Source organism: Marinobacterium aestuarii (genome assembly GCF_001651805.1).
Classification (GTDB): domain Bacteria; phylum Pseudomonadota; class Gammaproteobacteria; order Pseudomonadales; family Balneatricaceae; genus Marinobacterium_A; species Marinobacterium_A aestuarii.
Window position 1 is genome coordinate 1,185,290 of record NZ_CP015839.1, and the last position, 22,365, is coordinate 1,207,654.

Genomic DNA, 22,365 nt, shown 5'->3' on the forward strand with positions numbered 1-22,365 from the left:
TTTTAAATGAAGACTGACGGGGATTATCCGATGGGAGTAGTGGCTAAGCGTTCTTCCATGACCTTCTTTTCCAATGGTGCAGACCATTACAGCCACCGCGTGCGTATCGTGCTGGCGGAAAAAGGGGTCGCAGTCGATATTGTCGACTGCACCGAAAGTGACTTGCCCGAGGATTTGTCGTCACTGAATCCCTACAACAGCCTGCCGACCCTGCTGGATCGGGAGCTGGTGTTGTACGAGCCGAATGTGATGATGGAATATCTCGATGAGCGTTTTCCACATCCGCCACTGTTGCCGGTTTACCCGGTAGCGCGTGCAGAAAGCCGTTTGTACATGTACCGCATCCAGCACGACTGGTGTGGTCTGGCGGACACTATTCTGGCTGGCAAGGCTGATGCACCCGAGATCGAGCGCTGCCGCAAGGAATTGCGCGATGGTCTGGTCGCCATTTCTCCGATTTTTGGAGAAAAGGACTTCTTCATGAGTGAAGAGTTTTCCCTGGTAGACTGCTGTCTGGCGCCGCTGTTGTGGCGTTTGCCCGCCATGGGTATCGAGCTGCCGGAAGCGCAGTGCAAGATGCTGGTACGTTACATGAAGCGCATTTTTGAGCGTGAGGCTTTCCAGGAGAGTCTGTCGGAAGCTGAGCGTGAGATGCGCGACTGATAGCCTCCGGGTTCTAGTGGTACGAATCAAGGGATGGAGGCGACTCTGTCCCTTTTTTATGGGCGATGCCCGCGTGCGTTCTGGCTGTCGATAGGGCTGCTGGCGCAGGTAAAGACGGCGATATCCGTCATGTTGAATTACAGAAAGCAGGGCGCCGCGTCAGGGATGTGCGGCTGTGCCTGCGGAGGCAGAGTAATGAATCCTAGTCGTCCCTATATCGCTCGAGGTCTGTATGAATGGATCCTCGATAATGACTGTACACCCCATCTGGTGGTGGATGCAGAGGCGCCCCATGTGGTGGTGCCGCGCCAGTTTGTGCAGGACGGTCAGATAGTGCTGAATGTGCTGCCCTCGGCCGTGCGTGACTTCTTTATGGGGGAGAGCGAGATTTCGTTCAGCGCCCGCTTTGGTGGCGTGCCCATGCAGGTGCGGGTGCCTTACGCGGCGCTGATGGCCATCTTCGCCAAGGAGAATGCCATGGGCATGGGCTTTGGCATGGAGCCCGGTGCCGACTATTACGAGCGCCTGCAGCCGGTGGATGCTGTTGCGGGGGAAGATGAAGGGCAAGAGCAGGTCGATGGGCCGGCAGATGAGGGCGCTGAGAAGGGGGCGGAGCCTGTTCAGGCGGTCGCGCCAAAAAGACCGAAGCCGGGGCGCCCGAATCTCAAGGTCGTAAAATAGTTGTTCGTGAAATAGTAGCTATAAACAGCAGCTGTGATGGTTGCTGTTGTGTCGGACAGACTGCGCGTGGCGTAGCCTGTCCGGTTCCATCAGATGTATTCAAACGCCTTGACGATTTTCTGCACGCCGGTAATAGTGCGGACCAGGCGTACCGCTATATCCGCTTCCTTCTGGGACACCAGGCCCATCAGAAATACTGTGCTGTTTTCCGTGACAACCTTGATGCGGCTGCCATTGATATTGCGCTCAGCCAGTAGCTGCAGTTTGACGCGGCTGGTCAGGTAGGCATCATTGCTGCGTACTATGCCGGATGTCGGGCCGGCGATCTCCAGTTCGTTGTGAACCTTGCGCACTTCGCGAATCTGGCTGGCGATGCGCTCGGCTTCGTCGCGGGTGGCGGCGCTGGGAACCTGGCCGGTGAGTAGTACCAGGCCGTTATAACTGGTGGCGCCGACGTGGGCATTGCGCAGGCCCACTGAGCCCTTGTTGATGTTGACCAGGGTCTTGGTCTCGATGACTTCGTCTTCCAGGTAGTTGCCGAGCGTCCGGTGTCCTTTGTCTTCCTGGATAGGTTCTTCCCGTGTAGCGCTAATCAGTGACGAGCAGCCAGACAGGACGACGAGGCTGGCGAGGCTGGCGAGGCTGGTGGCAATTAACAGTTTTTTCATCGGTTTCAGGCTCCAAACAGTTGGTAGTCGATCAGATCGCACAGGCAGTGCAGGACCAGCAGATGGGCGTCGTGTATCAGTACATCATCATCGGCTGGAACGCAGATTTCGATCTCATCGGGGCGTAAAAGTGCCGTGGTATTGCCGCCATCGTAGCCGGTCAGTGCAATCACGCTCATGTCCCTGTCGTGGGCGGCCTGAATGGCCTGCACGAGATTGTTGGCGCGACCGTGGGTCGAGACCATCAGCAGGATGTCGCCGGGTTGGCCGAGGGCGCGAATCTGCTTGGAGTAGATGTCGCTAAAGCCACTGTCTTCACTGATGGCGGTCAGGGTGGCGCTGTCGGCGGACAGGGCGAGCGCAGGCAGTCCCGGGCGCTCATGGCGGTAGCGGTTCAGCAGCAAGGCGCAAAAATGCTGTACCAGCGCGGCGGAGCCGCCGTTGCCAACGCACAGGATCTTGTTTTCATTTACCAGGCAATGCAGCAGTTGTTCGCCGGCGCTGGCGATCATGGGAGTGTAGTGTTCGATGGTATGGGCATTGATATCCATCGAACTGTGAAACTGGCTGACAATGCGGTCTTCGAGTTCCATTCAGCGGTGTTTCCGATCTCAGGGCCTGAAGGCGTCTTTATACCATAGCGGGGTGGCCGTCGGTGAATCTGATTCGAATGCGATCACATCAAAGCGGCAGGGCTGGGTGGCCCGCTGGGGGTATTGGCTCAGGTAATGGTTGGCGGTAAGGATGATTTTTTGCTGTTTGCGGGCGTCGACCGATGCGGCGGCGCTGGCCAGGCTGCTGCGGCCGCGCTTGCGTACCTCAACAAAGACCAGGCAGTCGGCATGCTGCATGATGAGGTCGATTTCACCCAGGCGGCAGTGGTAGTTGCGCGTCAGCAGCACCAGGCCCTGCTGTTCCAGCCAGTGCAGGGCCTGGTCTTCGGCAAGCTGCCCGCTGGCGCGCCTGTTCATCAATTGCTCGCGGGTGTCAGCAGGCTGGGGACGCCATTATCAAACCGGGCCCAGGGCAGGTCTCTGGCGATGCGCGAGCCGGATGTCAGGTGTAGTTGGCCGGTTTCACCGCTGATGCGGGCCTGCGGGCTTGCCCGCAGCTGCTCAAGATAGGGATGCAGCGTGAAGGCATCGGCGCCCAGGGCGTAGAGGCGGCCAAAGCGGGTGTCGGTATCATCGCGTTGCTGGCTCATCGCCAGCTTCAGTGTGCTGGGCGGGCCTATCACCCAGGGCAGGTCGCAGAAGACTATGCCGTTCAGGTCAATATCGCTGATGCTGTTGGGGCTGCCGTCATACAGGTGTGAGGTGGCATAGACCGGCAGGCTGGCGGCGTAATTGAAGGCCAGCAGGGGTTTGATCTGGCGGGCGTCGGTCGGCAGGGCGCTGAGGAAGAGGGCGTCAGCGTCGTTACGTGGCTGGGATTCGGACTCGATGCGATTACCAGTGACCTTGCGCACGCGCTTGGCGCGGGCTGCGCTGCTATCAGTATTGAGCAGTGACTTGACCTGGCCTGCCAGGTCGGCCTGTTCGGCAAAGGTGACGGCACCAACAACCTGGCCGCCGAGGCTCTCGAACTCGTGGATAAAGGCCTGGCCTACGCGTGAGCCCCAGTCGGTTTCCGGAATCATCATCAGCATCCGGCGCCGGCCGTCCTGCCAGGCGCGCTGGGCGGCCGCCTGCGCCTCATCTTCGGCGGCAAGGCCCAGCTGGTAGAGGTTCCCGGGGGTCTGGATGTTGGTATTGTTCAGCGCCAGCACAGGTATGGGCAGTTCGGTGGCGAGGGCGATCTGGTTAACATAGTTCTTGTCGAGCGGGCCGACCACCAGGTCCAGCTGCATGGTGCGGGCCAGGTTCAGCAGTTGCTCGGGCGTATTGACCAGGGTTGAGTCCAGCAGCTGTATTTCCGGTACAGGCTGGCCTTCGCGCTGCGCCTGATAGTAGGCGGCCATGAAACCGTCGCTGATGGCGCTGGCGGCCTTGGCGAGCGAGCCGCTCTGGGGCAGTAGCAGGCCGATGCGTCGGGTGGGTGTGACGCTGGAGTCGAGCAGTGCAGCTACCGCCTGGGGAGGCAGTTGCAGGGCGGGGTGGGATTGCCACAGGGTGCGCCATGCTGACAGGCTGTTGTACTGCCCGGCCAGATCAGTGCTGGTGCGCAGGTTGATGGCCAGCTCGTACCAGCCCTGCTCGTAATAGGAAGCATCGCCGCTGCTTGCCAGGCGTTCAAGGCCGGCGCGGGGCAATTCGCCCAGCAGTGCCCAGATACGCTCATGCAGTGTTTGACGCAGGGCTGGATCCTGGCGCAGTTGCGCCACCTTGATCAGCTCTTTCAGTTCGCCCGGGTTGTCCTGCTGTTGCTGATAGGCTTGCGCTCTCAGCTCGCCCAGCTCAATGGCCTGGGCGGTAGGCAGGGGTTCGCTGCTGGGCATTTCGGCCAGATAGAGCAGGGCCTGGCTGCTGTCCTGGCGTTCCAGCGCGGTGCCCGCCTTGAGCTTGGCGATATCAAAGCGCAGGATTGGCGGCAGCAGTGCGGTGTCGATGCGCTCCAGAATGGCAATGGCCTGGTCGCGCTGATCGATATCGATCAGTTTGCGGGCAGCTTGCGCGCGCAGTTCGGCCGAGCGGATAGGTTGAGCGCGGCTGGCTTCATCGAGCAGGGCCGCAATGGCGTTTTGCTCGCGTTCGATAGCGTTGGCAGCGGGTGCGGGTGCTCTGGATGTCGGCGTACTGCAGCCAACAAGCAATAGGGCCAGCAGGCTGGCGGTCAGAGACAGGCGCAGCGGATTCATCATATACTCTGTCACCCCAAAAGACGGATGGATTCACGATGTCGGAAGCGGTTTTGTATGTTGTCGCAACACCTATAGGCAATCTCGCAGATATGACTGCGCGTGCAATTGAGGTGCTGCAGACAGTGTCACTGATCGCGGCGGAAGATACCCGTCACAGTGCACGTTTGATGGCGCACTTTAACATTAAAACGCCCATGATTTCAGTGCATGATCACAACGAACGGCAGCGAATCGAACGAATTATTGAACGCCTGTCGGCCGGCGAAAGCATTGCGCTGATTTCCGATGCCGGTACACCGCTGATTTCAGACCCCGGTTTCGTGCTGGTGCGGGCTGTGCGCGAGGCGCAGTTCAGGGTTGTGCCGGTGCCGGGTTGCAGTGCACTGGTCACGGCACTTTGTGCCGCGGGCCTGCCATCTGATCGTTTTGTGTTCGAAGGTTTCCTGCCGGCCAAGAGCCTGGCGCGGCGCCAGCGCCTCGATGCGCTGGCCCGGGAAGAGCGCACGCTTATCTTCTATGAATCGACTCACCGGATTCTGGCATCCCTGGAGGACATGCAGGCCTGCTTTGGGTCTGAGCGCATGGTGGTGGCCGCGCGTGAGCTAACCAAAACCTTTGAGACTATAAAGGGTGCGCCGGTATCCGAGCTGCTGGAGTGGATGCGCCAGGATGCCAATCAGCAGAAAGGTGAGTTTGTGGTGCTGGTGCAGGGCGCGCCCGCGGCGGCGGCGGATGACGTCAATGTCGAGGCCATGCGGGTACTTGACGTGCTGCTGGAAGAGCTGCCGATCAAGCAGGCTGCGGCGCTGGCAGCCAAGCTGACGGGTCTGAAAAAGAACTTCCTGTATCAGGCAGCGCTGGCGCGACGCGACGCCTGATAAAGGTCGGTTATAAAAGGCTAACTATCCTGGGTTGCGCTTTGTGTGAATACTGGTATTCTTGCGCCCGGATGAGTTCGCCGGACAGTCGTCGCTGCGCTTGCGCAGGGGAGGAAAGTCCGGGCTCCATAGGGCGGAGTGCCAGATAACGTCTGGGCGGCGCAAGCCGACGGCCAGTGCAACAGAGAGTAGACCGCCTAAGCATGGAGTTCTTCGGAGCTGCATGACGGTAAGGGTGAAAGGGTGCGGTAAGAGCGCACCGCGTGGGTGGCAACATTCCACGGCACGGTAAACCCCACTCGGAGCAAGACCAAATAGGGACCCACTAGGCGCGGCCCGCGCTGGGTCCGGGTAGGTCGCTAAAGGTGTATGGTGACATGCATCGTAGATGAATGACTGTCCTCGACAGAACCCGGCTTACAGGCGAGCTCATCCAACTAATTTACTCATGCAAAAGCTGTATTCTGCGTGTCAGATTTCCCCGCGTTTTTGTCCTAATTGACTGATTCCTATATCAGTTATTTTCCAGCCACCTTAGACGCCCTGTCAGTGGCTTTAAATTAGCTAATGCGTTCGCTTATCTCCATGGAAGGTGCCACTGCGGCTGCCTTGCATTGCCTGTGGTTAGTTTCTATAGTATGCGCAAGTGGGGTAAAGTGGGCAGATGTGGGTAATTATGGGAATTTTGTGGTGAAAAGTGCTCTAAGCAGAGGATGACAGCCCCATGTTTCGTGGTGTGAACCCGATCAATCTCGATGCCAAGGGCCGCATGGCCATTCCGGCACGCTATCGCCAGCAGATTCAGGCGGGATGCGAGGGTTGTCTGGTTGCCACCATTGATACCGAAGAGCGTTGTCTGTTGCTCTACCCACTGCCCGAATGGGAACAGATTCAGCAGAAAATCGAGGCCTTGCCGAGTTTTAACCCGGCTGCGCGGCGTATCCAGCGACTCCTGATTGGCCATGCCACGGATCTGGAGATGGATGGCAGCGGCCGATTGCTGCTGACGGCGCCGTTGCGCGAATACGCGGGACTCGACAAGAAGGTGATATTGCTGGGACAGGGTCGCAAGTTCGAGATCTGGAGTGAAGATCTCTGGAACCAGACCCGCGAGCAGTATCTGAAGGATGTAGAGGGTGGTATGGCGCTGCCGGATGAGTTGCAGACGCTGTCACTGTAAGCCAAATGATTACAGCAAACAGGTTGTCGAGCGCGAATGATACAGGATTTCAGTCACACCACCGTATTGCTGCACGAGGCCGTCGAGGCCCTGGTGCAGGACCCGGATGCCTTCTATATAGACGGCACCTTTGGGCGAGGCGGTCACAGCGGGCTGATTCTGGAACAGCTGCAGTCAAATGGCCGCGTGCTGGCGATCGACAAGGACCCCGAGGCGATCACCTACGCCGCTGAGCGCTTTGGCGAAGAGCCCCGTTTTGAGATCGAACGCGGCTCTTTTGCGGATATGGATCAGTATGTGCGTGCACGTCAGCTCGCCGGCAAGGTCGGCGGCATTCTGCTGGATCTGGGCGTGAGTTCGCCCCAGCTGGACGATGCCACGCGCGGTTTTAGTTTTCTGAATGAAGGTCCGCTGGATATGCGGATGAATCCCGATGTGGGTCAGAGCGCGGCGCAGTGGATCGCGACGGCCGATGAAAAGGAAATAGCGGATGTGATCTTCACCTATGGTGAAGAGCGCTTCGCCCGACGTATGGCGCGCGCCGTTGTTGCGGCGCGCCAAGAGGTGCAGATCACCACCACGGCGCAGTTGGCCAAGATTATCGCGGAAGCGAACCCTGCCTGGGAGAAGGGGAAACATCCGGCGACGCGAGCCTTTCAGGCTATCCGGATTCATATAAACCGGGAACTGGAAGACCTTGAGCGTTGCCTGGACCAGGCACTGGATTTGCTGTCGATAGGAGGTCGCCTGGTGGTGATCAGCTTTCATTCGCTGGAAGATCGCATCGTCAAACGCTTCATTCGCAAGCACGTGAAGGGTGACGAGCATCTGCCGCGTGGCATTCCTGTAACCCAGGATATGTTGCAGCAGCGTCTTAAATCTGCCGGCAAGGCGATCAAGGCCAGCCCCGGCGAAGTTCAGCAGAATCCCCGTGCGCGCAGCGCGGTCATGCGAGTCGCGGTGCGTATCAAATGAAATTGCCAGCCATGGATTGGCGCCAGTTCCCGCTCTTGCACCGGTTGCAGGTCTGGAAATCCGCCGACGCCGCAGTGACAGATACCCAATCTGCCCCTGCGGCGTCGTTGCGTCTGTTCCGCGCCGCAGAGCTGGCACGTCCGGCGATGGTGTTGCTGGTGCTGGTGCTGTTGCTGGTTGGCAGCGCCATGGCGGTGATTTTCAGTGCCTATCAGTACCGTATTCTGTTTAACCAGCATCAGAATCTGGTTGCCAACTGGGATGAACTCCAGGTGGAGTGGGGCCAGCTGGTGCTGGAAGAAAGCGCCTGGGCGGCGAACAACCGTATCGAGCAGATTGCCAGCAAGCGCCTGGCCATGCTGGTGCCGGAGCCTGGCATGATTGAGATTGTGCGTCATGAGCGCTGAGTCGGGCAAAGTCGATAATCAGGCGGCCAAAAGCTGGCGGCTGATGCTGCTGTTTGGGTTGCTGGCGATCATCGCCACGGCCATCCTGTTCAAACTGTTCTCCCTCTATGGCCAGGATCAGGCGTTTCTGCAGAGCCAGGGGGATGCCCGTACCCTGCGTACCATGCTGATTCCGGCGCACCGTGGTCAGATTACCGACCGCAACGGTGAGCCTTTGGCGGTGAGCGCACCTGTGGCGACCATCTGGGCCGATCCCGGCAAGGCCGACCTGAACCACCCGTCCCTCGGGCGTCTGGCTCAGCTGCTGGAGATGGATCGTACCGAGCTGCTGGATCGCCTCAACGAATTCAAGTCACGCCAGTTCATCTATCTGCGGCGGCAGGTGTCACCGGAGCTGTCCCAGCAGGTCGCGGCGTTGCGGGTGCCTGGCATCCATGTGGATCGGGAGTACAAGCGCTACTATCCGGCGGCCGAAGTCACCAGCCACCTGGTGGGCTTTACCAATGTCGACGGCGAAGGTCAGGAGGGCATGGAGCTGGCCTACAACGACTGGCTGCGCGGTGATCCTGGCAGCAAGCTGGTACTCAAGGATCGGCTGGGTCGCACCATCAAGCATATTCGTTCGGTGGAGGAATCTGACCCGGGCCGCAATCTGCAGCTGAGCATCGATCTGCGGTTGCAGTATCTGGCGTATCGCGAACTCAAGGCCGCGGTGCAGGTTCACAAGGCCGACGGCGCGGCGGCGGTGGTGCTCAATGCCCACACCGGCGAGGTGCTGGCGATGGTAAACCAGCCATCCTACAACCCCAATGATCGCAGCAAGCTCAGCAGCAGCGCATTGCGCAACCGTGCCCTGACGGACCTGTTCGAGCCCGGCTCACCCATGAAGTCCCTTACCGTGGCGGCCGCGCTGATGAGTGGTCAGTACCAGGCCGATACGCCGGTGGATGTCTCCCCCGGTTACATTCGACTCAAAGGGCATACCATTCGGGATCACCGAAATTATGGCATCCTGGATCTCACCGGCATTATTACCAAGTCCAGCAACGTTGGCGTGACCAAGCTGGCCCTCAGTATGCACGGCGATGCAGTACGCAATCTGATGGTCAATGTGGGTCTGGGGCAGGTGCCGGGTACGGGCTTCCCGGGCGAACAGTCAGGCTCTCTGCCCTATGTGACGGAAAAGCAAGTGGTGGAGCGGGCAACCATGTCATACGGCTACGGGCTTTCGGTAACACCGCTGCAGCTCGCGCACGCTTATACGCCTTTTGCCAGTGGCGGCATGATTCGCCCGGTTTCCCTGCTGAAGCAGAGTGAACCATCACCGATGGTGCGGGTGATGCCGGAGCAGGTGGCAAAAGAGGTACTGGCGATGATGGAAACGGTAACCAACAGCGGCGGTACCGGCACCCGTGCCCAGGTGCCGGGGTATCGCGTTGCCGGCAAGACGGGTACGACCCACAAGATCGGTGCCGGGGGTTATATCGCCGATCAGTATGTGTCGGTCTTTGCCGGCGTAGCGCCGGTGGAAAATCCGGAGCTGGTCATGGTGGTGATGATCGATAATCCCAAGGGGCAGGAATATTTCGGGGGCCTGGTGGCGGCGCCGGTATTTTCGCGTATTGCGGCCGGTGCTCTGCGGTTGTTGAACGTGGCGCCGGATGACTGGCCGGAGAAGGATACCAAGCGGGTGGCAATGAAATAGCATGACTCCAATCGCGCAAGTTAGATTGCAACAGCTCCTGCCAGAGGCGGTTAACACCCCTCTGGCTTCGCTCGTTATCGGGGGGCTGTCCCAGGACAGCCGCACGTTACAGGCCGGTGAGCTGTTTTTCGCCCGGCCGGGATTGACCCATAGGGGTGTCGATTTCATTCCTGCGGCGGTCGCCCTTGGTGCCGTCGCCGTGCTGGTGGATGCGGCTGAAGTGGCAGCGATCGCCGAGGCTGATTTTGGTGTGCCGGTGCTGGCCATTTCGCATCTGGCGGGGCGTATTGGCCCCATGGCATCCCTGTTCTATGGCGAGCCGAGCCGAGCCATGCAGATGATTGGCGTGACCGGCACCAACGGCAAGACCTCCTGCAGTCATTACATTGCCCAGGCGCTGAACCTTGCCGGGCGGCGTACGGCGCTGATCGGCACCGTGGGCAACGGCTTTATTGATGCTCTGGCAAGTGCCAGCCACACCACGCCTGATCCCATCGCACTGCAGCGCCTGCTGGCAGATTTCCGCCGCCAGGGCGCAGATACGGTGGTGATGGAAGTATCGTCCCACGCGCTGGAACAGGGGCGGGTCCAGGGCATTGCTTTTGATGTGGCGGCATTCAGCAACCTGAGCCGCGACCATCTGGACTATCACGGTTCCATGGAGGCGTACGGCGCCGCCAAGGCGCGGCTGTTCGATGCCATGGCGGTACCGCTGCTGGCAATTAATGCCGATGATGCTTTTGGGCGCAGCTTGCTGCAGCGCTCTTTTGTCGATGCACGCCAGGTACTGGCTTTTGGTACTACGGCGAGCGCAGATATTTACCCGCTCAGCAGTCAGCTCAACAGCAGCGGCATGCAGTTGCGACTGCACACACAGCTGGGCGAGATGGATATAGAAAACCGCCTGCTGGGGCACTTCAATCTCAGCAACCTGCTGCTCAGCGCCGCGGTGCTGCAGCTGGCCGGGCTTGACCGTGACCAGCTGCAGCGTGGCCTCAATGGCCTGACGCCGGTGTGCGGTCGCATGGAGTGCTTTGGCGGCGGCGCCCTGCCGCTGGTGGTTATCGATTATGCCCATACGCCGGATGCGCTGGAAAAGGCGCTGCAGGCGCTGGCCGATCATGTTGAAGGTCAGCTCTGGTGTCTGTTTGGCTGCGGCGGTGATCGCGACACCGGCAAGCGCGCCCAGATGGGCAGCATTGCCGCGCGCCTGGCGGATCGGCTGGTGATCACCAGCGACAATCCGCGCAGCGAAGACCCGGCACGCATCATCGGCATGATTCAGGACGGTATCGACAGTGCCACTGTCTGCGAGGTGGAGCCTGACCGTGCAAGGGCGATCCAGCAGACCCTGGCCCGTGCGGGTACGGGCGATATAGTGCTGATTGCGGGCAAGGGGCATGAGGATTATCAGGAAGTTAACGGCCAGCGCCGTCCGTTCAGCGATCAGTTGATCGCGCAGCAGGCGCTGGACAGGCGCAAACAGGGGGCGCTGTCATGATCGGAAGTTTCAGTCTTGCCGAGCTGGTACCGGTACTGGATGGGCGTCTTGAAGGTGGCACTGGCGGTGCCATCAGCATTGGTCGTGTCAGTACGGATACCCGCAGGATTCAGCCGGGTGACCTGTTTGTGGCGTTGCGCGGTGAAAATTTTGATGCTCACGACTTTGTCGCCCAGGCCCAAAGCCAGGGCGCGGTAGCGGCGGTGGTCGAACGCCTGCTGCCACTGGCGATACCGCAGCTGGTTGTCGCCGATACACGACTCGCGCTCGGTGCCATTGCGCAATACAATCGCACCTTTTTCGCAGGCCCACTAATAGCGGTCACAGGCAGCAGCGGTAAAACTTCTGTTAAGGAAATGCTTGCTACCATACTGGCCGGCGCAGGCCCTACGCTGGCAACCCGTGGCAACCTGAACAACGACATCGGCGTGCCGCTGACGCTGTTCGAGCTGGAACAGCAGCACCGTTATGCCGTGATCGAGATGGGCGCCAGTGGCCCCGGCGAGATCGACTATGTGTCGGGACTGGCCAGGCCCGATGTGGCGGTGCTGAACAATGCCTTTGGCGCGCACCTCGAAGGTTTCGGATCGCTGGAGGGGGTCGTGCGGGCCAAGGGCGAGATCTTCAATGGTCTCAATGCCGGTGGCACGGCGGTGGTCAATGCCGATGATCCCCATGCGGATACCTGGCTGCGACAGCTGGAGCAACGCCGGGTACTGAGTTTCGGGTTAGAGCGCAGCGATGTGGATGTGACGGCCAGGGATCTGTATTACCAGCCCAATGGCTGTCATGGCTTTGAGCTGGTTGTCGGTGAGCAGCGTGCTGCGGTGCGCTTGCGGGTGCTGGGACGTCACAACGTCGCCAATGCCCTGGCGGCGGCGGCGGCGGCCTTTGCCGCGGGTCTGGATCTGAGCCTGATCGTGCAGGGGCTGGAGCGTTTCGAGGCGGTGGCCGGGCGCATGAAACCGATAGCGGGCGTAGCCGGCTGTCGGCTGATTGATGACAGCTATAACGCCAATCCGGCGTCGGTCAAGGCCGCCATTGATGTCCTGGCGAGCCTGCCGGGTGAACGCGTACTGGTGCTCGGTGACATGGCGGAACTCGGTCCTGATGCCGCACAGCAGCACGCCGATATCGGTGCCTATGCGGCGGCGGCGGGGCTGGATCACTTTTATGCCACCGGCCCCCTGTGTCGTCACGCGGTTGCGGCCTATTGCAGTCAGGGCGGCAGCGATGGGCAGAATTTTGCTAGCAGAGCCGAGTTGATCGGCACACTTAATACACTGGCGCATGCGCAGCTGACCCTGCTGGTCAAAGGGTCGCGCAGCGCCGCTATGGATCAGGTCGTATCTGGCCTGGCGCAAGGGGAATTTCACTAGATGCTGGTTATTTTTGCCGAGTTTATGACGCAGTATTTTAAAGGCTTTGCTGTGTTTCAATACATTACGCTGCGCGGCATTCTGGGTGTGCTGACGGCGCTGGCGATCTCGCTGTTCGCCGGTCCGCGCCTGATCAGCCTGCTGAAGACTCGCCAGATCGGTCAGTCGGTGCGCAATGACGGCCCCCAGTCTCACCTTAGCAAGGCCGGCACGCCGACCATGGGCGGCGGCCTGATTCTGCTGGCGATCGGCATCAGTACCTTTTTGTGGAGTGATCTGGGTAACCGCTACGTCTGGATTCTGATGGGTGTGACTTTCATTTTCGGCGCCGTGGGCTGGGTCGATGACTGGCGCAAGGTGGTGGAGAAAAACTCCCGTGGTCTGCCGGCACGCTGGAAATATTTCTGGCAGTCCGTCGGTGGTCTGGGCGCTGCCATCGCCCTCTATAGCACGGCGCCGGGTGTGGCCGAAACCACGCTTATCGTGCCCTTCTTCAAGGAAGTGGCGCTGGATCTTGGCATTTTCTTTATCGTCTTTACCTATTTCGTCATTGTAGGCAGCTCCAATGCGGTCAACCTCACCGACGGTCTGGATGGGCTGGCCATCATGCCCACGGTCATGGTGGCCGGCGCGCTGGCGGTTTTCGCCTACCTGACCGGTCACAGTCAGTTCGCCAATTATCTGAATATTCCCTATATCGCCGGTGCCGGTGAGGTGATTATTTTCTGCGGTGCCATCGTCGGCGCGGGACTGGGATTTCTCTGGTTCAACACCTATCCGGCCCAGGTATTCATGGGTGATGTCGGTGCTCTGGCCCTGGGGGCTGCGCTGGGCACAGTGGCGGTGATCGTGCGCCAGGAACTGGTGCTGGTGATCATGGGCGGCGTCTTCGTGATGGAAACCGTGTCGGTGATCCTGCAGGTGGCCTCGTTCAAGCTGACCGGCCGGCGGATCTTCAGGATGGCACCGATTCATCACCACTTTGAGCTCAAAGGCTGGCCGGAGCCACGGGTGATAGTGCGCTTCTGGATCATTACCGTGGTGCTGGTGTTGATCGGCCTGGCGACGCTGAAGATCAGGTAAAAGGTGCGAGGTAAAAGGTGAAAGGTGAAAGGTGAAAGGTGGCGAGTTGGGTATCACCGGTGATGCGGTTCTTGATAATGGTGCAACAGGGAATGAGAGATAGATGAGTCTGATTTCGAGTGATCGGCTAACAGTGGTGATCGGTCTGGGCAAGACCGGGCTCTCCTGTGCGCGGCATTTGCAGCGTCTTGGCCGTCGCTTTGCCGTGGTGGATACCCGCCAGGCGCCGCCGGGACTCGACGAGCTGCGCGCGCTTGCACCGGATGTGGACGTGCATTGCGGTGAGCTGGATGGTGATTTTCTGGCGCGCGCCGACGAGCTGGTGCTGAGCCCCGGTGTGGCCCAGAGTCACCCGGCGATCCGCCAGGCGGTTGCGGCCGGGGTGCGCCTGACCGGTGATATTGATCTGTTTTGTCGCGCGATCAGCGCTCCGGTCATTGCCATCACCGGTTCCAATGCCAAGAGTACCGTCACGACCCTGGTGGGTGATATGGCGGTGGCGGCGGGCATTGATGTGGGTGTCGGCGGCAACCTGGGAACACCGGTGCTGGACATGCTGGCCGGCGGTGAGCAGGCGCTCTATGTGCTGGAACTGTCGAGCTTTCAGCTGGAAACGACCTCCGACCTGCGTGCCGAAGTCGCTACTGTGCTGAATATCAGCCCCGATCATCTGGATCGCTACGACAGCGTGCAGGACTACTACCGCGCCAAGCACCGCATCTTTCGCGGAGCCCGCAAGGTGGTGGAGAACAAGGACGATCCATTGACCCACCCGCTGTTGCCCAAGGGTGTGGAAACCTGGCTGTATCACCTGGGCACGCCTGACCTGAAGCGCTTTGGCTTGCTGCAGGATGACGCGGGGCAGGACTGGCTGGCGCTGGGCCGCGAGCGCTTGCTGGCGGTGAGCGAGCTGCGTATCCGCGGTACCCATAATGTCAGCAATGCGCTGGCGGCACTGGCCATCGGTCAGGCGGCCGGTCTGCCGATGGCCGCCATGCTGCAGGCGCTGCGCACCTTTGGTGGCCTGGAGCACCGCTGTGAATGGGTCGCGGATGTCGCCGGTGTCGCCTACGTCAATGATTCCAAGGGCACCAATGTTGGCGCCACTGTGGCTGCCTTGAACGGGCTGGGGCCGACCCTGGCTACGGGCGCAGGTCTTGTGCTGATCGCCGGTGGCGATGGCAAGGGCGCCGAGTTTACCGAACTGGATGGGCCGCTCGATCGCTATGCCCGCGCGCTGGTGCTGATCGGTCGCGACGCAGCGCGCATTGATGCCGCTATCAGTACCGTCCCCCGTGTCTATGCCCAGTCCATGGATGATGCGGTACAGCAGGCTGCTAGCCTGGCCCGGCCCGGTGACATAGTGCTGCTGTCGCCGGCCTGCGCCAGCTTTGACATGTTCAGTGGCTATCCGGAGCGCGGTCGCAGCTTTGTGACCGCAGTGAGGGCCCTGGCATGATCAAAAAGTACTGGCAGGCATTGCAGCCACTGCAGCAGGGGGCGCTACCGTTCGACCCCTGGCTGCTGCTGGCCGCCGTCAGCCTGGTACTGACCGGTTTTGTCATGATCACCTCGGCGTCGATGGACGTGGCGGCTGAGCGTTTTGGCGGGGCTTTTTTCTTCAGTATCCGCCACGGCATTTTCATGATCATGGGGCTGGTGCTGGCACTGGTGGTGTCGCGCATCCCGCTGGCTTTCTGGCACCGCATGGGGCCGATACTGCTGCTGGTGGCGCTGCTGCTGCTGTTGCTGGTGCTGATTCCCGGTGTCGGCCGTGAGGTGAACGGCAGCCGGCGCTGGATCGGCCTGGGCCCGATCAACCTGCAGGCGTCGGAAATTGCCAAGTTCTTTATGGTGCTCTACCTCAGCGGTTATCTGGTACGGCGCCTGACCGAGGTGCGCAGCAGCTGGACCGGCGTGGCCAAGCCTGCGCTGCCGCTGGGTATCCTGGTGTTCCTGCTGATCATGGAACCCGACTACGGTGCGGCGGTGGTGCTGATGGGTACGGTCATGGGCATGATCTTTCTGGGCGGCATGCGTTTTGGGCAGTTTCTGATTGTTACCTGCGGCGCCGGTTCGCTGATTGCTGTGCTGGCCATCGCCCAGCCGTATCGTATGGAACGCCTGAAATCCTTCCAGGACCCCTGGTCCGATCCCTTTGGTGCCGGCTATCAGCTGTCCCAGGCACAGATCGCTTTTGGTCGTGGTGACTGGTTCGGTACCGGCCTTGGCAGCAGTGTGCAAAAACTCTTCTACCTGCCGGAAGCCCATACCGATTTCGTGTTCTCGGTGCTGGCGGAGGAGTTTGGCCTGATAGGCGCGCTGCTGGTGATCTGTCTTTATGTGGTGCTGGTGACGCGGGTCTTCCTGATCGGGCGTCAGGCGGAGAAACAGAAAGAGTTTTTCATGGCGTACGCCGCCTATGGATTTGGCTTTATCTTCGCAGGCCAGGCGCTGATCAATATAGGCGTGAATGTCGGCGCCTTGCCCACCAAGGGGCTGACACTGCCGCTGCTGAGCTACGGCGGCAGCAGCTTGCTGGTGTGCTGCGCCATGATTGCCATAGTGCTGCGAATCGATTTTGAGCTTAAAACCAAGCGTCTGGCGGCCGAGGCGCCGCGTTCGCGCAGGCGTCGTCGTGCCGGTACGGGTGCGCAAGTAACGGAGTCCGTGGCATGACGGCCTGGCAGGGTAAAAAGGTGCTGGTTATGGCCGGCGGTACGGGCGGCCATGTGTTCCCGGCGCTGGCCACGGCGCAGGAGCTGCAGCGTGAAGGCGTACAGGTGGAGTGGCTGGGTACCAGGCGGGGCATCGAGTCTGAGCTGGTACCGGCGGCCGGCATTGAGCTGCACTATATCGATGTGGCCGGCCTGCGCGGCAAGGGCCGGCTGAGCCTTGTGCTGGCGCCGCTGCGATTGGTGCGGGCGTTATGGCAGGCCTGGTGTCTGCTGCGTCGCTACCAGCCGGACCTGGTGCTGGGCATGGGCGGCTTTGCCGCAGGCCCCGGCGGACTGGCGGCGCGCTTGCAGGGGCGCCCGCTGGTGATACACGAACAGAACGCTACCGCCGGCATGACCAATCGCATTCTGGCGCGCATGGCGACACGAGTGCTCGAAGCCTTCGGTGGCGCTTTCGGTGCCGGCCGTGACGTTACCCTGACCGGCAACCCGGTACGCGGTGCCATCCTTGAGCTGGCACCGCCGCAAGAACGCATGCAGGGGCGCACCGGGCCACTGCGTCTGCTGGTGGTGGGTGGCAGTCTGGGGGCCCGTGCCATTAACGACCTGCTGCCCAGAGTGCTGGCATCCCTTGCGCCCGAGCAGCGGCCGCTGGTGCGGCATCAGACCGGCAGGAAACTGCTGGATGAGACCCAGGCGCTGTATCGGGAATGTGGTGTCGAGGCCGAGGTTGTGCCCTTTATTGATCGCATGGATGAGGCCTATGGCTGGGCTGATCTGGTGCTGTGCCGGGCCGGAGCTCTGACGGTGAGCGAGCTGTCCATCGCAGGCGTCGCCGCGGTGCTGGTGCCTTTCCCGTTTGCAGTCGATGACCATCAGACCGGCAATGCCGCTTACCTGGCGGGCCCGGGGGCTGCGCGTCTGATTCAGCAGCGGGATCTGGATGAGACGGCGCTGAAAAGTCTACTTGAACAGCTGAGCAGCCGGGACACGCTGCTTGGCATGGCAACGATTGCGCGTGCCCAGGGCCGGCCGGACGCCAGCCGCGACGTGGCGCGCATCTGCCTGGAAACCATGAAATGAACCAGATGCACAAAAGCCTGACAGTGTTTGAGAGTGAGTAACCAGATGCACAAGAGTCCGACAGAGTTTGAAGTACCCGAGCCTGTGGTGCGAATCTGTCAGGACATCGAGAAGTGAGTCATTTAATGCGTAAAAGCCTGACAGTGTTTGAAAGTGAGTAACCGAATGCACAAGAGCCCGACAGTGTTTGAAGTACCCGAAATGCGGCGTATCCGCAGCATCCACTTTGTCGGCATCGGCGGTGTGGGCATGTGTGGCATTGCCGAAGTGTTGCTGAACCAGGGCTATGCCGTTACTGGCTCCGACATTCGCTCGTCTGCCACCACGCAGCGGCTGGAATCCTTGGGCGCGGGGGTCTTTATCGGCCATGCGGCGGAGCATGTTGAACGGGCCGATGTGGTGGTGACCTCCACCGCAGTCAATGAACAGAACCCTGAAGTCATGGCCGCGCGCGAACGCCGGATACCGGTCATTCCCCGCGCCGAAATGCTGGCCGAGCTGATGCGCTATCGCCACGGTATCGCCGTGGCCGGCACCCATGGCAAGACCACCACCACCAGTCTGATCGCCTCAGTGCTGGCCGAGGGCGGGCTGGATCCGACCTTTGTGATCGGTGGCCGTCTCAACAGCGCCGGCACCAACGCCAAGATGGGCGGCAGCCGCTATCTGGTGGCTGAAGCGGATGAAAGCGACGCGTCCTTCCTGCACTTGCAGCCCATGGTGGCCATAGTCACCAACATCGACGCCGACCACATGGATACCTATGAGGGCGACTTCAATCGCCTGAAAAAGACCTTTGTCGATTTTCTGCATAATCTGCCGTTCTATGGTCTGGCGGTGCTCTGTACGGATGACGAGGTGGTGCGCGACATCATTCCCGACATTGGTCGCCCCATGCTGACCTACGGTTTTAATGATGATGCCGACTATCGGGCCTTCGATGTGCGTCAGAACGGCATGTGCACGCGCTTTCGGGTGCAGCGCCCGGACGGTCATGCCGAGCTTGAGATCAGCCTGAACATGCCGGGTCGGCACAATGTGCTCAATGCCCTGGCGACCATCGCCGTGGCGACAGACGAGGGCATCGGCGATGCCGCCATCTGCCGGGCACTGGAACAGTTCGAGGGTGTCGGTCGGCGCTTTCAGGTGCTGGGTGATGTACCGGTCAATGGCGGCAGCGCCATGCTGGTGGATGACTACGGCCACCATCCGCGTGAAGTCCAGGCCACCATCCGCGCCGTGCGTGACGGCTGGCCCGAGCGCCGGCTGGTGATGATCTACCAGCCGCACCGCTACAGCCGTACCCGGGATCTGTATGAGGACTTCGTGCAGGTGCTGACCGAGGTCGACACCCTGTTGCTGATGGAAGTCTACGCTGCTGGCGAAGAGCCGGTGACCGGTGCCGACAGTCGCAGCCTGTGTCGCAGTATCCGCCAGCGTGGCCGCGTCGACCCGGTTTATATCGAGAACAACGAGCAGGTGGCCGAGGTGCTGCGCGATATTCTGCGCCCCGGCGATCTGCTGCTGACTCAGGGTGCTGGCAATATCACCGCCCTGGCGCATGACCTTAAATCACTGAGCCTGACCCATGACTGACGGGGGAAGCACTATGGCGAATGTCGCCGATTTTCAGATTTCCGCCGCCGAGGCCGCAGAGCTTGGGCGGGTGGCGGTCATCATGGGTGGGAATTCCGCCGAGCGCGCGGTGTCGCTGAAAAGCGGTGCGGCGGTGCTGAGTGCGCTGGGCCGGGCCGGCGTCGATGCCTTTGGTATCGATCTCTATGGTGAAAGCCAGGACCTTTGTCCGGTAACCCAGCTGCAGGCGCAGCCCATTGATCGGGCCTTTCTGATTCTGCACGGGCGCGGCGGCGAAGACGGCGTGATCCAGGGTGTACTGGAAATGCTCGGCATTGCCTATACCGGCAGTGGCGTTGAAGCGTCGGCGCTGGGCATGGACAAGCTGCGCAGCAAGCAGCTGTTTGTCGGTGCGGGTCTGCCGACAGCCCCCTTTGCGGTCTTGTCCTCGGTTCAGATGCTGGATGAAGCCGAACGTCGCCTTGGTTACCCGGTGATGGTGAAGCCGGCCCATGAAGGTTCGAGCCTGGGCATGAGCAAGGTGCGCGACCGGGCACAGTTCGAAAGTGCCCTGGGCGAGGCGCTGCGCTACGACCGCAGTGTTATCGCCGAACAGTGGCTGACCGGCGCCGAATTCACGGTGGCGGTGCTGGATGGCACCGCGCTGCCGGTGATCCGCCTTGAAACACCGCACGAGTTTTATGACTACGACGCCAAGTATCAGGCCAATGACACCCGTTACCTGTTTGAGCACGGTCTGGATGATACCCAGAGCGAGGCGCTGGCAGCGCTGGCCTGCGAAGCCTTCGCGGTGATCGGCTGCCGCGGCTGGGGGCGCATCGACGTGATGCAGGATGCTGCGGGTCAGTTCCATCTGCTGGAGGTGAATACCGCCCCCGGCATGACCGATCACAGCCTGGTGCCCATGGCGGCGCAGCGGGCCGGCATCAGCTTTGAGGAGCTGGTGGTGCGGATACTGCGAGGCGCTGAGTGACAGCGATGATGCAGGGGCGGCAGGCATCGCGCAGTGCGGTGCCGGATGCCCAGGTGCTTGCGGTGTCTGCCGGCGCCAGGCGCGGACTGCTGCGCTCGATGCTGGTGCTGGTGTCGCTGGCGATCTTTGCCGGTCTGTGCACTGCGCTGGCACAGCAGGTGTGGCGCTGGCTGGACCAGCCGGTGACCGAGGTGCGGGTGCTCGGCGATGCGCGTCATCTGAACAAGGCGGAGCTGGCCCAGCGTCTGGCGGCGGGGCTGAATGCACCGCTGCTGCAGCTGGATCTGAACCGGGTGCAGGAGCGATTGCTGGATGAGCCCTGGGTGCGCGGTGCCAAGGTACGGCGGGACTGGCCACCGGCGATCGAGGTACGCATCGACGAGGAAGTGCCGGTGGCGCGCTGGGGTGACAAGGGGTTGCTGAATCATGAGGGCGATATTTTCTGGCCCGAACTGAAACCTGAGTACGTGGCGCTGCCACGGCTCAACGGGCCCGCCAGTGATACCGGTCGGGTGATGGCACAGTTTCATGATCTTAACCGCATGTTCCAGAGCGCCGGGCTGAAGCTCAGTGGCCTGTCGCTGGAGGCGCGGGGCGCCTGGACGCTGGAGCTGGACAACGGCATGCGGGTGGTTGTCGGCCGTGAACGGGTAACCGAGCGGCTGGCACGATTTATTCAGATCTACCGTCAGGGGCTTGCGGAGCACGCGACGCAGATCGAACAGGTAGATATTCGGTATACCAACGGTGTGGCCGTCAAATGGCGGCCCAAACCGGATACAGACGAGAAAGCGGGTTAGAACTATGTCCGACAGCAACATGATCGTGGTGCTCGATATTGGCACCTCCAAGGTGGTTTGCCTGGTGGGCGAAGTCGGCCCGGACGGACGCATTGAAATTATCGGTGTCGGCTCTCAGCCCTCCCGCGGTCTCAAGCGTGGCGTGGTGGTAAACATTGAATCCACCGTCAGCTCGATCCAGCGGGCGGTGGAAGAAGCGGAGCTGATGGCCGGCTGCAAGATTCACTCGGTGACCGTAGGAATTGCCGGCAGCCATATCAGCAGCATGAATTCCCACGGCATAGTCGCGGTCAAGGATCGGGAAGTGACCGAACACGACCTGGAGCGGGTCATTGATGCGGCGCGGGCAGTGGCGATTCCGGCGGATCAGAAAATCCTGCACATACTGCCGCAGGAATACCTGATCGATAACCAGGAAGGTATTCGCGAGCCCCTGGGCATGTCCGGCGTGCGGCTGGAAGCGCGGGTGCATCTGGTCAGCGGAGCCATCAACGCGGTGCAGAATATCGAAAAATGCATCCGCCGCTGCGGGCTCGAAGTTGATCACGTGGTGCTTGAACAGCTTGCTTCGAGCTATGCGGTGCTGACCGACGACGAGAAGGAACTGGGTGTCTGCATGGTGGACATCGGCGGTGGTACCACCGATATCGCCATCTTTATCGGCGGCGCCATTCGGCATACAGCGGTGATTCCGATTGCCGGTGATCAGGTGACCAATGACATCGCCATGGCACTGCGTACGCCGACGCCGCACGCGGAGCAGATCAAGATCAAGTATGCCTGCGCCCTGGCCCAGCTGGCCGGCGTGAATGAAACCATCAAGGTGCCGAGCGTGGGGGATCGCCCGGCGCGAGATCTGTCCCGTCAGGCACTGGCTGAGGTGGTGGAACCGCGTTACGACGAGCTGTTCTCGCTGATTCAGACCGAGCTGCGCCGCAGCGGCTTTGAGGATCTGGTGGCGGCGGGTCTGGTGATGACAGGCGGCAGCGCCAAGATGGAAGGCGCGGTGGAGCTGGCGGAGGAAATTTTCCATATGCCGGTACGCCTGGCGGTACCCAGTGGTGTCTTCGGCATGGAAGACGTGCTGAAAAACCCGATTTATGCCACCGGTACCGGTCTGCTGCACTACGCCCGTCAGGAGCACCAGTACCAGTCGCCGACGAACAGGTTACCGGCAGTGTCGCCCCGCAGTTCCATGCAGGAACTGCCATCACGGCGCCGCCAGATCCAGATGCCCGAACTGCCCAGCGTGGGTTCGATGCTGGGTCGCATGAAAACATGGTTTCAGGGAAATTTCTGAGGCGCCAGACGGCCT

General features: G+C 60.9%; 21 protein-coding genes and 1 other RNA gene. 18 read left to right on the top strand and 4 right to left on the bottom strand.

What is annotated here, in order from left to right; translation table 11 throughout:
- Positions 1–30 precede the first annotated feature (30 nt).
- Both sspA and A8C75_RS05190 read left to right on the top strand, forming a co-directional pair.
- A complete protein-coding gene (sspA, locus tag A8C75_RS05185; protein WP_067386999.1) occupies positions 31–663 on the top strand; it encodes a stringent starvation protein SspA in 633 nt (210 codons plus the stop codon).
- A 195-nt stretch (positions 664–858) separates the two neighbouring features.
- The gene (locus A8C75_RS05190; protein WP_067379080.1) at positions 859–1,344 is read left to right on the top strand and encodes a ClpXP protease specificity-enhancing factor; all 486 of its coding nucleotides are present in this window, start codon (positions 859–861) and stop codon (positions 1,342–1,344) included.
- Between the two features lie 89 nt (positions 1,345–1,433).
- Here the strand turns inward: A8C75_RS05190 and A8C75_RS05195 are convergent, their stop codons facing one another.
- From A8C75_RS05195 to A8C75_RS05210, 4 genes are read right to left on the bottom strand one after another with little or no spacing between them, the layout of a single operon-like run.
- Entirely contained in the window at positions 1,434–2,012 is a 579-nt protein-coding gene (locus A8C75_RS05195; RefSeq protein WP_067379082.1) for a BON domain-containing protein, read from the bottom strand.
- A 5-nt stretch (positions 2,013–2,017) separates the two neighbouring features.
- The gene (locus A8C75_RS05200; RefSeq protein ID WP_067379084.1) at positions 2,018–2,605 is read right to left on the bottom strand and encodes an SIS domain-containing protein; all 588 of its coding nucleotides are present in this window, start codon (positions 2,603–2,605) and stop codon (positions 2,018–2,020) included.
- An 18-nt stretch (positions 2,606–2,623) separates the two neighbouring features.
- Entirely contained in the window at positions 2,624–2,983 is a 360-nt protein-coding gene (locus A8C75_RS05205; protein ID WP_067379086.1) for a YraN family protein, read from the bottom strand.
- Positions 2,983–4,812, bottom strand: coding sequence for a penicillin-binding protein activator (locus A8C75_RS05210; RefSeq protein WP_067379088.1), 1,830 nt, complete (start codon positions 4,810–4,812; stop codon positions 2,983–2,985). Before A8C75_RS05210 ends, A8C75_RS05205 begins: the two co-directional genes overlap by 1 nt.
- A 35-nt stretch (positions 4,813–4,847) precedes the next feature.
- On the opposite strand from A8C75_RS05210, the gene rsmI reads away from it, so the two are divergent.
- From rsmI to ftsA, 16 genes are all read left to right on the top strand, one after another.
- A complete protein-coding gene (gene rsmI / locus A8C75_RS05215; RefSeq protein WP_067379091.1) occupies positions 4,848–5,690 on the top strand; it encodes a 16S rRNA (cytidine(1402)-2'-O)-methyltransferase in 843 nt (280 codons plus the stop codon).
- Positions 5,691–5,762: 72 nt separating this feature from the next.
- Positions 5,763–6,126, top strand: an RNA gene (gene rnpB, locus A8C75_RS05220) — RNase P RNA component class A.
- Between the two features lie 288 nt (positions 6,127–6,414).
- A complete protein-coding gene (mraZ, locus tag A8C75_RS05225) occupies positions 6,415–6,870 on the top strand; it encodes a division/cell wall cluster transcriptional repressor MraZ (RefSeq protein WP_067379093.1) in 456 nt (151 codons plus the stop codon).
- 36 nt (positions 6,871–6,906) lie between these two features.
- Entirely contained in the window at positions 6,907–7,845 is a 939-nt protein-coding gene (gene rsmH / locus A8C75_RS05230; RefSeq protein ID WP_067379095.1) for a 16S rRNA (cytosine(1402)-N(4))-methyltransferase RsmH, read from the top strand.
- The gene (gene ftsL, locus A8C75_RS05235; RefSeq protein ID WP_227819838.1) at positions 7,842–8,252 is read left to right on the top strand and encodes a cell division protein FtsL; all 411 of its coding nucleotides are present in this window, start codon (positions 7,842–7,844) and stop codon (positions 8,250–8,252) included. Before rsmH ends, ftsL begins: the two co-directional genes overlap by 4 nt.
- Positions 8,242–9,957: a peptidoglycan D,D-transpeptidase FtsI family protein gene (locus A8C75_RS05240; protein WP_067379097.1), complete on the top strand. Its 1,716-nt coding sequence runs from the start codon at positions 8,242–8,244 to the stop codon at positions 9,955–9,957. Before ftsL ends, A8C75_RS05240 begins: the two co-directional genes overlap by 11 nt.
- Position 9,958: 1 nt before the next feature.
- Positions 9,959–11,458: a UDP-N-acetylmuramoyl-L-alanyl-D-glutamate--2,6-diaminopimelate ligase gene (locus A8C75_RS05245; RefSeq protein WP_067379100.1), complete on the top strand. Its 1,500-nt coding sequence runs from the start codon at positions 9,959–9,961 to the stop codon at positions 11,456–11,458.
- Positions 11,455–12,837, top strand: coding sequence for a UDP-N-acetylmuramoyl-tripeptide--D-alanyl-D-alanine ligase (locus A8C75_RS05250; RefSeq protein ID WP_067379102.1), 1,383 nt, complete (start codon positions 11,455–11,457; stop codon positions 12,835–12,837). Before A8C75_RS05245 ends, A8C75_RS05250 begins: the two co-directional genes overlap by 4 nt.
- On the top strand, positions 12,838–13,920 hold the full coding sequence (gene mraY / locus A8C75_RS05255) for a phospho-N-acetylmuramoyl-pentapeptide-transferase (RefSeq protein ID WP_067379104.1): 1,083 nt from the start codon (positions 12,838–12,840) through the stop codon (positions 13,918–13,920).
- Between the two features lie 103 nt (positions 13,921–14,023).
- On the top strand, positions 14,024–15,379 hold the full coding sequence (gene murD, locus A8C75_RS05260; protein WP_067379106.1) for a UDP-N-acetylmuramoyl-L-alanine--D-glutamate ligase: 1,356 nt from the start codon (positions 14,024–14,026) through the stop codon (positions 15,377–15,379).
- Positions 15,376–16,599: a putative lipid II flippase FtsW gene (gene ftsW / locus A8C75_RS05265; RefSeq protein WP_067379108.1), complete on the top strand. Its 1,224-nt coding sequence runs from the start codon at positions 15,376–15,378 to the stop codon at positions 16,597–16,599. Before murD ends, ftsW begins: the two co-directional genes overlap by 4 nt.
- Positions 16,596–17,681, top strand: coding sequence for an undecaprenyldiphospho-muramoylpentapeptide beta-N-acetylglucosaminyltransferase (gene murG / locus A8C75_RS05270; protein WP_067379110.1), 1,086 nt, complete (start codon positions 16,596–16,598; stop codon positions 17,679–17,681). The genes ftsW and murG overlap by 4 nt, the downstream gene beginning before the upstream one ends.
- Before the next feature lie 165 nt (positions 17,682–17,846).
- Positions 17,847–19,277, top strand: coding sequence for a UDP-N-acetylmuramate--L-alanine ligase (gene murC, locus A8C75_RS05275; protein ID WP_067379112.1), 1,431 nt, complete (start codon positions 17,847–17,849; stop codon positions 19,275–19,277).
- 13 nt (positions 19,278–19,290) lie between these two features.
- Positions 19,291–20,250 (top strand): D-alanine--D-alanine ligase, encoded by a 960-nt coding sequence (locus A8C75_RS05280; RefSeq protein ID WP_067379115.1) that lies wholly within the window; start codon positions 19,291–19,293, stop codon positions 20,248–20,250.
- Between the two features lie 5 nt (positions 20,251–20,255).
- Positions 20,256–21,050, top strand: a complete 795-nt coding sequence (locus A8C75_RS05285) for a cell division protein FtsQ/DivIB (RefSeq protein WP_227820000.1) — start codon at positions 20,256–20,258, stop codon at positions 21,048–21,050.
- Between the two features lie 4 nt (positions 21,051–21,054).
- The gene (ftsA, locus tag A8C75_RS05290) at positions 21,055–22,350 is read left to right on the top strand and encodes a cell division protein FtsA (RefSeq protein WP_067379118.1); all 1,296 of its coding nucleotides are present in this window, start codon (positions 21,055–21,057) and stop codon (positions 22,348–22,350) included.
- The last annotated feature ends 15 nt before the right edge of the window (positions 22,351–22,365 follow it).

What these genes read in the sequence shown, in the direction of transcription:
- sspA (WP_067386999.1), top strand. Translation starts at nt 31, where the DNA reads ATGGGAGTAGTGGCTAAGCGTTCTTCCATGACCTTCTTTTCCAATGGT.
- A8C75_RS05190 (WP_067379080.1), top strand. Translation starts at nt 859, where the DNA reads ATGAATCCTAGTCGTCCCTATATCGCTCGAGGTCTGTATGAATGGATC.
- A8C75_RS05195 (WP_067379082.1), bottom strand. Translation starts at nt 2,012, where the DNA reads ATGAAAAAACTGTTAATTGCCACCAGCCTCGCCAGCCTCGCCAGCCTC.
- A8C75_RS05200 (WP_067379084.1), bottom strand. Translation starts at nt 2,605, where the DNA reads ATGGAACTCGAAGACCGCATTGTCAGCCAGTTTCACAGTTCGATGGAT.
- A8C75_RS05205 (WP_067379086.1), bottom strand. Translation starts at nt 2,983, where the DNA reads ATGAACAGGCGCGCCAGCGGGCAGCTTGCCGAAGACCAGGCCCTGCAC.
- A8C75_RS05210 (WP_067379088.1), bottom strand. Translation starts at nt 4,812, where the DNA reads ATGATGAATCCGCTGCGCCTGTCTCTGACCGCCAGCCTGCTGGCCCTA.
- rsmI (WP_067379091.1), top strand. Translation starts at nt 4,848, where the DNA reads ATGTCGGAAGCGGTTTTGTATGTTGTCGCAACACCTATAGGCAATCTC.
- mraZ (WP_067379093.1), top strand. Translation starts at nt 6,415, where the DNA reads ATGTTTCGTGGTGTGAACCCGATCAATCTCGATGCCAAGGGCCGCATG.
- rsmH (WP_067379095.1), top strand. Translation starts at nt 6,907, where the DNA reads ATGATACAGGATTTCAGTCACACCACCGTATTGCTGCACGAGGCCGTC.
- ftsL (WP_227819838.1), top strand. Translation starts at nt 7,842, where the DNA reads ATGAAATTGCCAGCCATGGATTGGCGCCAGTTCCCGCTCTTGCACCGG.
- A8C75_RS05240 (WP_067379097.1), top strand. Translation starts at nt 8,242, where the DNA reads ATGAGCGCTGAGTCGGGCAAAGTCGATAATCAGGCGGCCAAAAGCTGG.
- A8C75_RS05245 (WP_067379100.1), top strand. Translation starts at nt 9,959, where the DNA reads ATGACTCCAATCGCGCAAGTTAGATTGCAACAGCTCCTGCCAGAGGCG.
- A8C75_RS05250 (WP_067379102.1), top strand. Translation starts at nt 11,455, where the DNA reads ATGATCGGAAGTTTCAGTCTTGCCGAGCTGGTACCGGTACTGGATGGG.
- mraY (WP_067379104.1), top strand. Translation starts at nt 12,838, where the DNA reads ATGCTGGTTATTTTTGCCGAGTTTATGACGCAGTATTTTAAAGGCTTT.
- murD (WP_067379106.1), top strand. Translation starts at nt 14,024, where the DNA reads ATGAGTCTGATTTCGAGTGATCGGCTAACAGTGGTGATCGGTCTGGGC.
- ftsW (WP_067379108.1), top strand. Translation starts at nt 15,376, where the DNA reads ATGATCAAAAAGTACTGGCAGGCATTGCAGCCACTGCAGCAGGGGGCG.
- murG (WP_067379110.1), top strand. Translation starts at nt 16,596, where the DNA reads ATGACGGCCTGGCAGGGTAAAAAGGTGCTGGTTATGGCCGGCGGTACG.
- murC (WP_067379112.1), top strand. Translation starts at nt 17,847, where the DNA reads ATGCACAAGAGCCCGACAGTGTTTGAAGTACCCGAAATGCGGCGTATC.
- A8C75_RS05280 (WP_067379115.1), top strand. Translation starts at nt 19,291, where the DNA reads ATGGCGAATGTCGCCGATTTTCAGATTTCCGCCGCCGAGGCCGCAGAG.
- A8C75_RS05285 (WP_227820000.1), top strand. Translation starts at nt 20,256, where the DNA reads ATGATGCAGGGGCGGCAGGCATCGCGCAGTGCGGTGCCGGATGCCCAG.
- ftsA (WP_067379118.1), top strand. Translation starts at nt 21,055, where the DNA reads ATGTCCGACAGCAACATGATCGTGGTGCTCGATATTGGCACCTCCAAG.